The organism is uncultured Dietzia sp. (assembly GCF_937873725.1).
GTDB lineage: Bacteria > Actinomycetota > Actinomycetes > Mycobacteriales > Mycobacteriaceae > Dietzia.
In genome coordinates, this window is record NZ_CALMYY010000136.1 from 1 (window position 1) to 13,533 (window position 13,533).

Annotated in this window: 14 protein-coding genes and 1 pseudogene; all 15 read right to left on the reverse strand. The window is 68.4% G+C overall.

Features of this window, described 5'->3' with window-relative positions; all coding sequences use genetic code 11:
* Window positions 1-4,470: pseudogene (locus tag Q0444_RS14790) on the reverse strand (hypothetical protein); the annotation flags it as partial.
* A 3-nt stretch (window positions 4,471-4,473) separates the two neighbouring features.
* A complete protein-coding gene (locus Q0444_RS14795) occupies window positions 4,474-4,764 on the reverse strand; it encodes a hypothetical protein (protein WP_299023736.1) in 291 nt (96 codons plus the stop codon).
* A 152-nt stretch (window positions 4,765-4,916) separates the two neighbouring features.
* Entirely contained in the window at window positions 4,917-5,249 is a 333-nt protein-coding gene (locus Q0444_RS14800; RefSeq protein WP_299023738.1) for a hypothetical protein, read from the reverse strand.
* A gap of 30 nt (window positions 5,250-5,279) precedes the next feature.
* Entirely contained in the window at window positions 5,280-5,567 is a 288-nt protein-coding gene (locus Q0444_RS14805) for a hypothetical protein (RefSeq protein ID WP_299023741.1), read from the reverse strand.
* 83 nt (window positions 5,568-5,650) lie between these two features.
* The gene (locus Q0444_RS14810; RefSeq protein WP_299023743.1) at window positions 5,651-6,304 is read right to left on the reverse strand and encodes a hypothetical protein; all 654 of its coding nucleotides are present in this window, start codon (window positions 6,302-6,304) and stop codon (window positions 5,651-5,653) included.
* A gap of 21 nt (window positions 6,305-6,325) precedes the next feature.
* On the reverse strand, window positions 6,326-6,826 hold the full coding sequence (locus tag Q0444_RS14815; protein WP_299023745.1) for a hypothetical protein: 501 nt from the start codon (window positions 6,824-6,826) through the stop codon (window positions 6,326-6,328).
* A complete protein-coding gene (locus Q0444_RS14820; RefSeq protein WP_299023747.1) occupies window positions 6,823-7,128 on the reverse strand; it encodes a hypothetical protein in 306 nt (101 codons plus the stop codon). The genes Q0444_RS14815 and Q0444_RS14820 overlap by 4 nt, the downstream gene beginning before the upstream one ends.
* Before the next feature lie 2 nt (window positions 7,129-7,130).
* Window positions 7,131-7,448 carry a hypothetical protein gene (locus Q0444_RS14825; protein ID WP_299023750.1) on the reverse strand — a complete coding sequence of 106 codons (318 nt, stop codon included), beginning with the start codon at window positions 7,446-7,448 and terminating at the stop codon, window positions 7,131-7,133.
* Window positions 7,441-7,842 (reverse strand): Gp19/Gp15/Gp42 family protein, encoded by a 402-nt coding sequence (locus Q0444_RS14830; RefSeq protein WP_299023752.1) that lies wholly within the window; start codon window positions 7,840-7,842, stop codon window positions 7,441-7,443. The genes Q0444_RS14825 and Q0444_RS14830 overlap by 8 nt, the downstream gene beginning before the upstream one ends.
* Window positions 7,843-7,855: 13 nt before the next feature.
* Window positions 7,856-8,176, reverse strand: coding sequence for a hypothetical protein (locus Q0444_RS14835; protein WP_299023754.1), 321 nt, complete (start codon window positions 8,174-8,176; stop codon window positions 7,856-7,858).
* A 67-nt stretch (window positions 8,177-8,243) separates the two neighbouring features.
* Window positions 8,244-9,314 (reverse strand): major capsid protein, encoded by a 1,071-nt coding sequence (locus Q0444_RS14840; RefSeq protein WP_299023756.1) that lies wholly within the window; start codon window positions 9,312-9,314, stop codon window positions 8,244-8,246.
* Window positions 9,315-9,329: 15 nt separating this feature from the next.
* Window positions 9,330-9,719 carry a head decoration protein gene (locus Q0444_RS14845; RefSeq protein WP_299023758.1) on the reverse strand — a complete coding sequence of 130 codons (390 nt, stop codon included), beginning with the start codon at window positions 9,717-9,719 and terminating at the stop codon, window positions 9,330-9,332.
* A gap of 27 nt (window positions 9,720-9,746) precedes the next feature.
* Window positions 9,747-10,454 (reverse strand): hypothetical protein, encoded by a 708-nt coding sequence (locus Q0444_RS14850; protein WP_299023760.1) that lies wholly within the window; start codon window positions 10,452-10,454, stop codon window positions 9,747-9,749.
* A gap of 81 nt (window positions 10,455-10,535) precedes the next feature.
* Complete coding sequence (locus Q0444_RS14855) at window positions 10,536-11,804, reverse strand: hypothetical protein (RefSeq protein ID WP_299023762.1); 1,269 nt, start codon at window positions 11,802-11,804, stop codon at window positions 10,536-10,538.
* On the reverse strand, window positions 11,801-13,345 hold the full coding sequence (locus tag Q0444_RS14860; protein ID WP_299023764.1) for a phage portal protein: 1,545 nt from the start codon (window positions 13,343-13,345) through the stop codon (window positions 11,801-11,803). Before Q0444_RS14860 ends, Q0444_RS14855 begins: the two co-directional genes overlap by 4 nt.
* Window positions 13,346-13,533: the final 188 nt, after the last annotated feature.

Here is a 13,533-nt window from a genome sequence, read left to right on the forward strand (position 1 = left end):
GGTCGCCGAGGCAGAGACACCAGAGGTCATGTCCGCTGTCGACGGGGTGAACCCGTCGGCGGTCACGTCGATCGACGGATCCGACGTGCCCGAGAGGCCGACACGCCCGGGGACGTTCGGCTTGAACGGGTCCTTGACCCGGATGCGCATCTGATTACGGAACTGGCCGTCGTTGGCACCGGCCGCACCGCCGCCGAACTGGCCGTTACCGCGGGCACCGCCCATCTCGACGTTCGTGCCCTCGGAGAGGGTGCCGGCCGTGTGACCGCCGCCGGGACCGCCCGGGTCGTTGGTCCAGCCGATGCCGAAGTAGCCCTTCTGCCACCGGCCCTGCTCGAACCCCATGCCCCGCAGGGCCTCGCCCTCGTTGCCCGTGGCGAACCGCCCACCGAAGGGGTCGAGGCCGGTGGCGAACCGCGCGATCGCGGACATGGCACCGGAGTTGTGGACCACGACGCCGTTGGCGATGAAGTTGTGCGCGCCCTCGACCTCAATGTCGTAGGTGTCCTGCTCTCCCTGCGGTGTGATGTCGATGACACGCGCCAGGGTGAAGTCTCCCGAGTCCACCCACTCAGCGATGCCCGCGCGGCGGAGATCCGCCGAGATCCCGCCGCGGGTGTCGTGCTTGGCGCTAACGCCGAAGGTGTGCAGCGGGCGTGCGTTCTTGACCTCCACCCCGTTGATGTGGATCGTCTTGAGGCGGTGGTTGGTGGTCCCGTTCGTCACCGGATCGCCGAGGACGATATGCAGGAATCGAGCATCCTCGATCAGGCGGCGGGAACACGACGATACGGTGCGCTCCCCATGACGGGCCACATCCGCGGGATGATGACCATCGGCGTCGCAGTAGCCGTTGAGGAACGCACGTTGGCGGTCCTCGTCCCAACCCCACACGCAGTCGGGGATGTGCTTCTCGTGAGCAGGCTTGCGGACCCCCGCCTCGGCGAGTTCACGAGCGAACTCAGTGGAGAAGGCACGGACCCCGTGACTGTCCGAGTCGTGGGTGGTAATCCCCATCTTGGCGAACACCCCCGCAGCCCGGACACGCAGATCCCCGTAGACACACAGTTCGATCTTCGTGTCCTGGACACTGCCGTCACCCATGATGAGTCCGAGCAGCCACGCCTCGTTCAGGCCGACCTCGCGCCCCGAGGGGAGCGTGTTCGACACCTTGTCGAGCTTCACGTCCTTCGGCTGCACGAGCAAGTCGCCCGGCTTGAGCGCGTCCAACCGTGCCCACTGCGCGACGTATGTCGCGGGCACCTGTTCGCCACGTGCGCCGCCCTTAACGTGGGTGGCCGGCTCGCCCATGACCAGCCGCAGGAACGGGTGGTTGTCCGAGCCGACGACGCCACGGCGACGAGTGCGGACCTTGTAGGTCTCCTGACGCTTGGAGAACCACTGCGCGGTGACCTTGTTCGATGTGAGCTTCCCGTCCTCGTACGAGTACACATAGTCGCCCGGCTGGAGTTCGCTGATCGGCTTGGTGCCGTTCGGACCCCACACCGCGGTCTCGCCGACAAGGCAGCAGTCGCCCCAGTTGACGCCGCCCCAGACGTATGGCTGACCCTCCAGGCCGCGTGCGAAGTTGACGAGCGAGGACTCGTTGACCTTGGCCCTCGGCCCGCCGGGCTGGCCGCCGTCGGCGAACCCGGGGATGAGACCGCCGAAGTTGATCGCGTCGAGGAACGGCCGCCACTGGTCGGTCGCCTCGGCGTTGACGATGAACTCGCGGTCACTGACACGGACCAGGTTCGCGTCGTCGCGCGGCCCACCTACACCGGTGAACAAACCGGGCCGGGCTCGGGGGACGGTGCTGTTCGCCGTTCGCCGGACGCCGTCTGCGACCGTGCTGGCCGCGGTGCCGACAATACCGCCGACCGTGTCAGAGATAGAATCGGACGGCTGACGCGCCGACTGTTCGATACCGAGGGCCAGGCCCTCGGAGACGTACCCACCGATCTCCATGAACACCCGCGACGGGGAGGCGATACCGAGGGCGTCCCGGGCAACGTCGGCGATGTTGCCCGCCATATCGCGAACGCGGTTGTACGCCTCGCCGAGCATGTCGGTGAGGCCGTTGATGAGGCCAGTGACCACGTCCTTGCCCGCGTTGTAGAGCCACTGCCCTGCGTCGGCGAAGAAACCCGTGATCTTGCCCGGGATCTCGCCGACACGACTCACCACATTCTGCACGCCCTCGGCCACCCGCGCGGTCATGCCGTTCCACCAGTTGACCACCTGCGCGATCGCCGCGGAGGCCATCGCGCCGAGCTGGGCCGACATCGCGCTGGCCCAGCCGGCGACCGCCGACACGACGTTGCCGATCATCTCGGAGAACCCGGCCTTGACCCCCTCCCAGAACTGGCGCAACTGCTCGCCGTTGCCGGTGACAAACCCAACGATCGCCGCGGTGAGGGTGCCCAACCACTGGACGACCTGAATGAACACCCCGAGCACCTGTGCGACGACCCCGACGACCTGCGCGAGAATGTTGATGAATCGCACAAAGGTGGGCATGAGCTGAATGAGGACTGGTAGCATCCCCATGAGGCCAGTCACGACGAGCTGAATCAGTTGTGGGATCAGCGGCATGACGGCCTGGAGGATCTGCATGAACGCCGCCGCGATCTGGGGCAGGAACGGTGCGAGCATGGTCACGGCCTGGACAAGCACCCCGCCAATCTGCCCCGCGACCTGACCGATCATCTGGCCGAGCATGGTCAGGGTCGGTGTCAGCGCGGCTAGGACAGGCATGAAGGCCGGCGCGGGCGAGGTGATGCGGGGGCCGAGGGCCGGGGCGATACGGGAGATGGCCGGGGGGAGCTCGGTGGCCAGGGAGGCGATGAGCTGCCCGGCCAGGGGCAGGATCGGGGCGAGCGCCGAGATGACCTGCCCCGCCGCGGTGGCAAGGGGAAGAAGGGCCGGCGCGATCGCCTGGAACGCCTCGGCTAGTGCGCCGCCGACCACCTGGAGCACCTGGGACAGAACCGGCAGGACCGGGGTGAGAGCACCGAGGAGGGTCTGTCCGAGAGTGGACAGGATCGGCAGGAGAGGACCGATCCCCTGGAGTAGAGCGGTGACGAACTGGCCGAGCAGGGGCAGGAGCGGGGCGAGCTGGGTACCGATGCCGCCGATGGTGGTGCCGACCTGCTCGAGCACGGGGCCGAGGGCGGTACCGAGCGCAGCGCCGGCGCTGGCCAGGCCGGGGGCCATGTTGAGGAACGCCGTTCCGAGGGAGCGGAACAGGGGCTCGACTACGGGCAGGACCGTGGCACCGATCTGGCCGAGTGCGACGAGCAGGTCACCGACGCCGGCACCGACGCCGGCCAGGGCGTTGCCCGTCTCATTGAAGATCGTGGTGAGGATGCCCATGTCCTGCATCTGGGTGAACGCCCCGCCGATGGCACCGAGCATCTCGCCGAGACCGGCACCGATCGACCCGAGCGCGGGACCCGCCGCCTCGCCGAGGTTGAGGAACCCCATGAGCATTGTGTCGAGGCCGGGCTGGAGCTGGGAGAGCATCGGGGGTATCCCGGCGAGCAGGGTGTTGATCTCGCCCATGCCGTCGTTACGGATGAGCTCGAAGGTCGAGTTGAACATCCCCGACAGACCGGAGGCGACACCCTCCATGCCGGGGGTGATCCCCTCCAGGATCCCTGAGATGTCCTGAAACCCTGCCTTCATCTCCTCGCCGAACACGCCCGAGATGGAGTCCTTGAGCGAGGTGAACGCCGGGGCGGCCTCCTGTGCCGCTTGCTTGATGCCGTCGGTGCCGAGGGCGATCGCGCCGATGATCGGGAGTGCCGCGGTGCCGAGACCCATGAAGCCGATGCCGAGACCACCGACCGCGCCGGCGGCGACACCGAGCAGACCGACAACGCCGCCGAGCCCTGCACCGATCGCGCCGGTGACCATCGCCGCCTGCACGCCGAGGAGGGCGAGCTTGGCCGTGGCCGCCGCCGTGTCGAGGTCGACGTTCATGTCGATCTCGCGGTCCCGGGCGAGCATGGCCATCCGTGCGGCGACACCCGCCGCCGAGGACTCGTCGAGCTCGACCTGGATCTCGGCGTCCCGCTGCGCGGTGAGCTCGGCGAGCCGGGCCTCGGCTGCGGCGGTGTCCGCCTCGGCCTGGATCTCGGCCCGGCGGGCAGCAGCGGTGGCGGCGATCTGTGCCTCGGCGGCGGCCGTGTCCGCCTCGACCTCGACGGTGATCGACTGGTCGGTGAGCGCGGTCTCGAGCTGCGCGTAGAACCCATCGAGGTCGGGGACGATGTCGACGGCCACCTCGGCGTCGAGCTTGGCGAGCTCGGCCTCCAGCCGGGCAGGAAACCCGCCGAGGTCGGGCAGAACGTCGACCATGTACTCGGCATCGGGCATGGCCTCGAACGCTGCGCGAAGCTTGCGACCGAACCCGTCGAGGGACGGAACGATGAGGGCCTCGGCCTCGCCTGCCTTGTACCGTGCCATCCGCTAGTCCTCCAGTGTGTACCGACCGCCGGTGGCCTGCTCGATCAGGCTGGATAGGTCGTTGTCCACGATACCCTGCCTGATCCGATCGACCAGGGTCTCCGGTGCCTTCGGTAGCGGGATGTTCGGCACGTCGCCGCCGGCGTTCGCGACCATCTGCGCTCGATTGTTCCTCAACTCGCCGATCACACCGAGCAACAGCAGGGATGCCGTGTCGTATCCGAGCGGTGACGGCGGCTCATCCTCGTCGGGGCGTTCCACCTTGGCCAGTTCCTCGGCCCACGTCTCGTCCATCCGCACGGCGGTGATGTAGTGCAGGTGGGGCGGTAGTCGCCATGCGAGCCGCCATGCCTGCGTCCACGGCCTCGACCCTGTGAAGTAGTCCGCCAGGTCGAGGCCGTGATAATGCGCTCGGAAGTCAGCCTCGAGAGCGTCGTGGAACGTCTCTACCCACTCGACGAGTCCGAGGATCCCCCCGGGGCATCATCCGCCTTCTTGCCGAAGAAGAACTCGGTCATGTCCTTCACGAACAGGGACCACACCGCGTTCGGCTCGTCGGCGAACAGGTCCTTGATCGCCTCCCAGTTGTCGCCGAACATCACGGCGTACCGCTTCTCGGTGTTGGCAGGGGTCGCCGGGATGGAGAGGTACTCCTCGGTCTGGCTCCGTGTCATTAACGGGATCTTGATCTCGTCGGTGAGGACGTACGGCTTGGCGTCGACCTCGGCTCGGAGCTCGGCGAACCGGCCCCCGGGTGTTGCCTTCTTCTGCTGTGCCACGGTGTGGATCCCCTTCCGTTGTGGCGAGTGTTACTTGCTGGCCGCGGCCTTCGCGGCGGTGTCGGACGTAGCCTCGCGAACCGAGGTGTCGGCGGCCGACGTGGACGACGAGGACATGGACGACGAGGACGGGGCCGGCGTCGGAACGTCGACCTCGGTGCCCTTCTTGACGTCGGTGGTGAGGTTGCCCTTCGGGTCGTGCTTGGCCTCGCCGATGACGGCGTAGCCCCGGCCGAACCGAAGGTCGTTCTCCTGGGTGGGCGACTCGGCGACGACGGTCACGTCGCCCTTCTTCATCACCTTGGGGGCGTAGCTCATGGTGCGGTTCCCTTCATCGGGCCCCCTCCCGAAGTACAACACACCCCGGCCGTGGGAAGGGGGATCACGGCCGGGGTGCTGTATCAGGGAGTCGTGGCGAATCCGGCCTTGACGGCGATGTTCTTCCAGCCGAGACCACCGAAGGCGTGCTCGACGGCGAACCCGGCGGTGTCGTCCCGGAACGGGGTCATCGTGACCTTCGGCGGAATGGTGTCCGCCATGTCCCAGGTCTGGTCGCCGGTGTCAGTGAGGGCGACCATCGGCATGTACCGGAAGATGTACACAGGCTCGGCGTCGTCGCCGTCCTTGGCGATGGCCAGTGCGGAGTAGTAGCGCACCGAGAGCGACGTCGGCTCGGCGAACCGCACCTCGCCGTTGGCCCCGGCCGTCACCGTGGACAGGTCCGCCCGGGTGGTGAGCTCGAGGGTCAGGCGGGAGACCTGCTGCGGGGAGAACTCGAGGCTGTGCTCGATCGAGACCATGTCGATGCGGGTGGGCTCGGCCTCGCCGTAGGACTCGGTCCGCTCGGAGTCGACCTTCTTGCCGAAGGTGACGCCGTCCTTCTTCTTGATGAGGCCGACCGGCTCGAACGCCTCGGGGAGCGCCTGCAGCGCGGACGACACGTTGGTGTACGCCGTCGGTGCGGCGGTGTAGTGGTCCGCGAGGAAGATCGCGGCGTCGAGGGGCTTGAGCAGCAGCGACCGCTCGGCCGCCTTGACGGTGCTGAAACTGGGCATGGGATCCTCCGATGGATCGGGTTAGACCGCCCACCGGGGGCGGCGTAGGTGTGCAACGTACTGCTTGAGCACCTCGCGCGACTCCAGACTATCCTGTGGGAGCTCACGAGGGCCATCATCGGCGAGGATGTCGTGCACGACAACCCCATCGGTGAACCCGGTGGGGTTGTCGTTGACCTCGTCGAAGATTCTACGCACCCGCCGCTGTAGTGCGAACGCCTCGGCGCGGGTGGGTGCTGCGCACGCGAGCTGGACCGATGCCGCGAAGTCGAGATCATCGTCGTCGAGAGCACCGCCCGTCTGGGTGAGGATGACCAGCCCGCCGACGAGCGCGGTGTCGTACTCGTCGGGGTCCGGGTACCAGGAGTCGACGGTCACGGCGTACTCGCCCGGCATGAACCCCTCGTCGAGGTACTGCTCGATCAGGCGGGTCTCGACCAGGGCCACGAGATACCGTTCCGAGTCCTCGATGTCGGTGTCGCCCTCGATCGGGATGCGCACGGCGCGCACGGGGGCGGTCATCGGAGAGCCTGCCGCAGCTCGTGGTACCCGCGCCGGCCCTTGCCGCCGAACTCGTGCGCGGCGGCGTGCGGTGCCGAGGCGATGACGTGGCCGCGCCATCGGGGGGATGAGCCGGGCTTGACGCCCACGCCGATCGAGGTGGCCACGCGCACGCTGCGGGCGAGCTCGCCGGTGCGCTTGGCGACGAGGCCGCGGTACTTGGCCTGGACCTTCTCGGCCTCCTGAAAGACCATCGACCGGATCGCCGGCGAGACGAGGATGCCCTGCATGTCGACGGTGCGACTGTTGACCTTGGCCTTCATCGCTACCCCCTCACTCGGGAGATCCGGCACTCAGCGCCGAGATCCCATCCGTGACCATGCTGGAGGACGTCGCCCTTGATGGCCCACTCGCTGCCATCACCGCGAACGAGGATGTCCGTCGGTCGGATCTCAGTGTACGCCGGGAACAGGGCCGTCGCGGTGGTCGACACCTGCTCGCGGTGGTCGATCAGCTCGGAGCTACTGCCCCAGTCGATGAGCACCCCGTCGACGGGGATCTCCTCGGGGACGGCCTTGACGCCGTGCTTGCCGCCTCGGCCGGCGCGCTTGAGCACGACCTCCTCGCCGTACTCCTCAAACATGCTCGCCGCCGTGCATCCAGGCACCGGTCTGGAGGGTGCCATACCGGCGGCGGCGCTTGCGGGGGAGCATGAGCGAGGCGAGCTCGTCGTCGGTGAAGTAGATCCCCGTGCGGGTGGCGTCGTCGCCGAGGGTCTCAGAGAACGACCCGGCAGATCGAGACCGGCGTCCGCCGGGGTTGCGCCACAGCCGAATGACCGCGTCCGCCACGACTGTGCGGGCGTTGTCTACGATCTCGGCGGGCAGAGTAGAGATGCGGTGGGGTGCGAGCCAGGGGCACCGCGCGATGAGTCGGGCCTCGACATCCGCGATGCGGGTGTCGAGCCACACGTCCTTGGATACGGGGATGACTCCCTCGAACCGCTCGCGGACGTTCTCGCGTGTTGCTAGTGCCACCCGGCTCGCCTCCTCACTCGGTGGGGTGTCCGGCCGACTCGACCGCGGCGATGATCTCGTTCCGCTTCATGGTCGAGGTGACCGTCACGCCGACAGACTCGGCGTACTCGGCCCACGCAGCGCGCGAGCCTTCGGGACCTGACTTCGGCGGGATCTCGGAGTCAGACTCGTGCGAGTCGTCCTCCTCGACCGGTGCCGTGGGTGTCGCCGGGGGCGGGGGAGAATCCGAGGGAACCTCGGGAGTCTCCTCGACCTCGGCGTTGTCGCCCCAGACATCGGGGTTGCTCACCCGGCGAGCGAGATCCGCGGGGACCTCGTCGCCGGGTGAGAACACGTGAGTCTGACCGTCCGGGCCGTGAATGTGGACCGGCGCGGCGGCCTTACGTGACCCGGGCATCACGTCACCAAGCCTTGGCCTGGAGGACCAGGTTGGCGTTGTTCAGGACCGGCACGCTGATGGCCGAGGCCAGGGTCCAGATCCGCGGGGGCTCCACCGTGTGGTAGTTGCCGACGAACAGGCCCGCCATCTGGTCCTGCGCGAACTCGGACTCGAGCGCGTGGCCGGGGATGCCGTACATGGTGACGCCCAGCAGGTTGCCGGTGAAGTCGGCACCGACCGGGGCCAGCGGGGAGGCGTCCTCGGTCGCGATGTTGCCCGAGGGCAGCAGCATGACCGAGGTCTCGGCGAACAGCCGACGAGCGGTGCCGTCGGCGTTGGCGATCTGGCCGTCGTGGGTCTCGACCGGGGGCAGGCCGTAGGACGAGAGCACGTTGGACAGGGTCGCCTGCGAGACGATCGTCGGGCTACCCGCGAGGGTGGCACCGAGGGACCGGACCTCAGCCGAGCGCAGGAGCAGGTTGAACGCCTTGCGCGAGGTGAGGATGACGCCGGGGCCCTTGCCGCCGTTGCTGGCCGCGTAGGTCTCGACCCATGAGAGCAGGTCGGTGATCGGCGTCGAGGTCTCGGTGTTGGTCCACGCCACGGCCGGGGCCACGTTGGTGTGCGTGGACTTGCGGCCGAAGTCGATCGCGCCGCCGCCGAGCTCGGGGAAGTTGACCTGCCCCTTCTCGATGGCCTCGGCCCGGGCGAGCTCGATACGCGCGGCGATCTCCCCGACGACGATCTGTGCGTCGGAGAGGATCTGGTTGGCGATCGGCCCCTCGGGGTTGGCACGCATCCGCAGCCGGTCATACTCGGTGAGCATGATCTTCCGGCTGATCGGGGGCAGCTCGCCCGTGGTGCGTGCCACGCCGGTGCGACCGGTCAGGTCGGCCTCGACGTCGAAGCCCCGGTAGTTCGCGGCCTTGATGAGACCGTCCCCACCCTTGCCGAACCGGTACATGAGGTCGTCGACCTCGGTGTTCGGCAGCCAGCGCGAGAGCTTGAACTGGTTGACCTGCATGTCCGCGAGCGCGGCCCGGCCGAAACCGGAGAGCTCGTCGGGGGTGTAGTAATCGGTGTTGAGCAGCATGAGTTACCCGTCCTCTCAGACGTACCGGATCGAGCCGGCGACGTCGGCCTTGCCGGCAGCGTCGACGGGGTGGGGCAGACGGTCCTCGACCACCTTGCCGTGGGTGAGGAGAGCGCCGACGACGTTGCCGCCGCCGTCACGGACCGCCTGGGTGGCGAACAGGTGGCCGACGAGGGCCTCTCGGCCGTCCAACGCAGCAGCGTCGTACGGGCCGTACAGCCCGGTCGCGGTGATCTTGCCGAGCGGCTCGCCCGACTTGATGTAACCGCTCGCGTAGTGGGTGGCCTTGGTGAACTTGGACAGGTCCAGGACAGCGGTCTCGGTCGCCTCGGTGCCGTGCTCAGACCGGAGCCAGGAGTGGTCCTCGTTACCGAAGGTTTCGGTGGTGTTGGAGAAGAGCTGCATGAGCTCGGATCCCTTCTGATCGGGGGCTTACTTGTTGTAACGGGACTTGTACAGTTCCCGACCGGCCTCGACCCCGCTGTGGACTCCCCCACCGTTGGTGCGGGAGTGGCCCCAATCAGGATGTCCACCGTTCTTGCGACGATCGCCGCCGCGGGCATCCGAGTCCCCGAACAACGCTGTGAGCGTGCCCATGACCTCGTCGGTGTTCACTGTACCCTGCTCGTCCACGAACGCGGACACGTTAACGGTCTTGAGCCAGCTATCGAGCTTGTCATCGGACAGGACGGTCGCCGCCGCGGCGCGGAGGTTGGCCTCCTGGAGCTTGGGCAGGTACTCGGCCCGCACCTTCTCCTCGGCCTCCTTGCGTGCCGCGTCCTTGGCCTCGGCGACGGCCTTCTCCTGGTCGCTCATCCGTTCACGCTCGAGCTCATCGGCGCGCTCGGCCTTGCGCTTGAGCTCGGCGATCTCGTCGTCGCTCATCCGTTCCTTGCGGTCGCGCGCGAGACGGGCCTGGATGATGCGGTCGAGGTCCTCCTGGGAGGTGGGGAGGCGATCGCCCTTCCCGTCGTCGCCCGAGCCCCGGTCGCCCTTGTCGCCGCCGTTCTTCCCATCGTCCCCGCCTGCGGGCTTGCCGCCGTTGTCGCCACCGGTCCCGGCACCCGCACCGGATCCGCCGCCGTCACCGCCCTCGACGAATCGAAGGGCTGCGAGCTTGTGCTTGCGCGAGATGTGCATGGTGCGGCCTCCAGCCGGCGAAGTGGTGTGGACGGGGATCTCGCCGTCGGATCCCCTTGACGTGCAGGGTACGGGAGTATGCTACTCCCCGACACCCCGCTCGGCGAGGACCCCTGTCAGGTTGGACAGCGCGGCGAGGTCCGAGGCGGCCCTGGTCGCGATGTCCCGGGGCAGGATGTCGCCGTACAGACGCTCCCGCCCGGCCTGTGCCTCGCGGATCTTCGCGATCCGTCGGCGGACCTCGTCGTCGGGGGCCTCGAAGTAGGGCAGGCGATCGACCGGCACCTTCTTGTCCCGCTTCACCGTCGGCCGGGTGGTACTCGTGCGCTCGACCCCGCCCTTCGGCTTGAACACCGTGGCCAGCTCGCCGTGCTCGTCGACGGCGTACCGGGTGCGCTTGAGCACGTCCCGGCCGTTGCCGCCGGCCTCGTCGTACAGCCGCTCGAGGTCGATCGCGTTGAGGATGCTTCCCGGGTCCTGGGTCTCGGTGATCGGGGAGGTGGTGCACTTGCAGTGATCGTGGAGCGGGGCGAGCGTGCCGATCTTGTACTCGCGGTCCGAGGCGACCAAGCACAGCCCGCACGTCCCGCCCTTGGACAACTCAGGATGCACGACCCGGCGCTGGCCGAGAATCGGGACCCCGGCCTTCTCAGCTCGGCGTAGTGCCTCGGCCTCGCCGAGGCGGGCGGCGAGCATGGCGTTGGTGTCGGTGACGCCGTCGAGCTGGGTGAGCGCCCGGGCCATCGCCTCGTCCTCGTCCATGCCTTCGGTGACGAGGAACCGGAACTTACGCGCGGGGCGGTTGTACGCCTCGGCGGGGTCGCCGGTGATGGTGACCCGGACCTTGCTCGGCTTGTCGTCCCCGTCGCCGGTGTAGGTAACGGTCGTGCGCTTGCGCGGGGTCGTGCGCGCGGGGGCGTCCGGGCGCGTGCGTACGCGCGCACGCGAGGGAGTGACGATGCCCTCGTCGGGGTCGAGACGGGTACCCCGGACCTCGGAGGGGATCTGGATCACCTCGCGGTACTCGAGGTCGAGGGCGGCGAGTTGGTTGAACTCGGACTCGGCGGCGACCATGCCGACCTGTTGCTGTGCGGCGACGGTGATGTCCGCGGCCCTGGAGGCGAACCGCGCGACCTCGTCACCGTTCCACGGGTTCACCTCGGCCCACAGTCCTCGGATGATCCGCTGTGCCTCGGTGACGATGTTCTGGCGCATCGCCCCGGCCGACGAGATGACCCGGCCGGCGTACAGGGACGGGGTACCGATCTCGGCGGTGACCTCGTCGGCGGCCATCGCCGCCAGGACCGCAGCGGTGGCCGGGTCGAGGCCGGGATCGACCGGGGCGGTCACAGTGTCTCGTCCTCGACTTCATCCTCGGCCGGGCCTGCGGGCGGGGCCGGGGTGCCGCGCATCCCGGCGGCGAACTGGCCTGCCTGACCCCCCGGCGCGGCGGTGCCCACCGAGGCGGTCCCTGCCAGGAGACGGTCGGACACGAGCTGTTGCTCGTTCTCGGCGGCCTCGGTCGGGCTCATCTCGAGGATGTTGGTCGCGATCTTGCGCTGGGAGAGGGTGCCCTTGAGCTTGGTCGAGGCATCGGCGCGGTCCGCGAGCGAGTAGGACTCGATCGAGCCCCACAGGATCTGCGTGCCATCGGCCCGCTCGGGCTCGCCGACACACGCGAAGGCCAGCTCCCACAGGTGCTGTAGCCCCGGGGTGAACCGCTTGCGCCGGTCCTTGACCTTGAACACCAGCGACTCGCGCATGAGCGCCGCACCCTCGGCTGACCCGTTCGCGGCGTCGGGGGTGATGAGGTGCAACGGGGTCGAGGTGACGGCGGCGAACTCGCGGAAGTCGTCCTTGACCGCCGAGAGGATCGGGGTGAGGTCAGCCTGGGAGGACTCCCAGAACGAGATCCCCTCGGGAACCTGCCACAACGCGCCGGGATCGGCCTGGAACACCTCGGCCCAGTCGACCGGGTCCGAGGGCTCGTCGTCCTCATAGTCGTCATCGTCGGTGCCGTCGAGGTTGCCAACGACCGCACGCTGACGGAACGACTGGTACCACGCCAGGACGAGACGCTGGAGAACGGTGTCGGCGATCCGGTCGACGAGGTCCAGGTGGTTCTCGAACTCGCCAACACCGCCGAGGTTCTCGAACATGACCATCGGCACGTCGCCGAGATCAGGGGTCAACCACGTCAACTCCTCGGGCTCGCCCGACCAGTCCCACTCGCCACCGGAGAACACGCTCGTCATGCGCGCGCCCGACCGCTCGGCGCGATAGACCTTGCCGTCGAGGAACAGCATGGCCGTCTCGACCCGGCGGGCGTCGTCGTAGAACCGGCGCATGGCCGCACGCAGACGCCCCGGGTTCTCGGGGTCCTTGTCGCCGACACACCAGCGGGGGTCCTCGGCGACGAGCAGGGGCTTGTCGCCGCGATTCTTCGGGGGCAGGACCGTGGCGTAGGCGTGGCCATAGGTGAGCACGTAGTCGATGAGGTCGGTGCACATCGTGGCGAAGTTGGACTTGTCCGCGATCTCCCGTGCGAGGTCGTCGCCGTCGGTGTCGTTGTCCGCCGCGGTGGACACGCCGAGGACCTGCATCCGGTCGAGCATGGCGTTGATGACCATCGGGGACAGGTTCACCCGGGCCTTGCGGAGGATCTGGCCAAACGCCTCGGAGTGCTTCGCCGACAGGTACGGGAGCCGCGGCCGGCCCTGCCGGTAGTCGTAGAGCAGCCGCATCCGCTCCCGCTGACACAGCCGGTGCCGGGGATCCTCGTCCTGGGGCATACGGTCGAGGGCGGGACGTAGCTCGGGCTTGCGCAGGAGATACCGCAGCCACCACTCGGGGGTGCCGTACTCGGCGACCAGGTCGGGGTTCATCGGCATACGGGCATCCTCTCACGGCGTGAGGCCATCGTACTACGCTACTCGAACCTCTCACGGCCATCGAGGCTGTGGTGGGTGATGAGCCACCCGTCGGGGCCGTCGGGGTTGGGCACGCACTCGATGTCCGGCCCACACGGGCACTCGTCCGAGTCCTCGTGCTCGATGAGGTCGCCCACGGGCTCGACGTG